1 protein-coding gene and 1 pseudogene are annotated in these 1,253 nt (G+C 39.6%); both read right to left on the bottom strand.

Features of this window, described 5'->3' with window-relative positions; genetic code table 11:
- Positions 1-395 (bottom strand): annotated as a pseudogene (locus tag H5202_RS22700) (serine hydrolase domain-containing protein); the annotation flags it as partial.
- Between the two features lie 99 nt (positions 396-494).
- Positions 495-1,226 (bottom strand): glucose 1-dehydrogenase, encoded by a 732-nt coding sequence (locus H5202_RS22695; RefSeq protein WP_182774008.1) that lies wholly within the window; start codon positions 1,224-1,226, stop codon positions 495-497.
- Between the last annotated feature and the right edge of the window lie 27 nt (positions 1,227-1,253).

Raw genomic sequence — 1,253 nt, 5'->3', positions numbered from 1 at the left:
GGGGATTCCTGAACGGTGTGTCAACAAGTGATGAATTGTAATTTCTTGCCACTCCTGCGGTAATTCGGGTAAGAAAGATAAAATAGAATCATCCAGCAATAATGCTTTTTGTTCATAAAATTGCATTATTACTAGGGCTATAAAGGTTTGCTAATAGATGCCAATCTAAATCCTGTTTCATGACTGATTAGGGTACGATTTGATTTATTAGCAAGTCCTTTAACGTTCTTGTATATCAACTCGCCATTTTTTCTAACCAAAATGCTAACGCCAGGCTCATCAGAACTTAGGTTTGTATTTAGGTAGGCATCTATTGTTTCTGGTAAAGTAGCTTTAATACCAGTATCAATAAACACATTATCATCGGGCGATATACACGCGTTTAAAAAAAACATGCACATTAAAACTAAAAATGAAAATTTTTTATCCAATTTGATCTCTCCAGAAATCTAAATGGGTTTATGTTGAATTTACTTGGTGGTCTTTGTATGCCGCTATTTACCGCCCGCGATATCAATAAAGGTGCCTGTTATGTATGAAGCATCATCGGATAAAAGAAAGGCAATAGACGCCGCGACTTCCTCCGGGGTTCCCCCTCGTTGCAGAGGGATTAAATGTTTAACACGCTCAATTCTTTCTGGCTCGCCACCGTCGGCATGCATCTGCGTGTGGATAAAACCGGGACGCACGCAGTTAACACGAATTTTTTGGCTGGCAAGTTCCAGTGACAAACCTTTAGTTAACGTATCAATAGCACCTTTAGATGCAGCATAATCAACATATTCAGCAGGTGAGCCCAGCCTAGCAGCAGCTGATGAAATATTGACGATTGAGCCTCCATTTTGCATGCGCTTACTTGCCTCGCGACAGCATAAAAAACAACTAGTAACATTAGTTATAAGTACTTTATTAATCCTTGCTGCGGTCATTTCTGATATGCGCATCTGCGGTAATAAGATTCCCGCGTTATTAACTAAATGCGTTATTTTACCCAGAGATTCATCTATAACCTTAAACAGATTTATGACTTCGTTCTCATTTGAAACATCTGCTCGAACGGCTATTGCCGTTCCTCCATCATGTCCAATTTCGGCTACTACTCGATTGGCCTCAATTTCATTTTTAATAAAATTGATACAAACGCTATATCCTTGCTTTGCTAGTAGCTTTGCTGCCGCCGCACCGATCCCTCGACTGCCACCAGTAACTAATACTATCTTTTTCATCAATACTCCATATTTCGTCTAAACCAC

The sequence above is a fragment of the Shewanella sp. SG41-4 genome, assembly GCF_014164505.1.
Lineage (GTDB): Bacteria > Pseudomonadota > Gammaproteobacteria > Enterobacterales > Shewanellaceae > Shewanella.
This window is presented reverse-complemented; position numbering and strand designations above follow the sequence as displayed.

Excerpts from the sequence above, each read along its gene's own strand:
- H5202_RS22695 (WP_182774008.1), bottom strand. The coding sequence starts at position 1,226 with ATGAAAAAGATAGTATTAGTTACTGGTGGCAGTCGAGGGATCGGTGCG.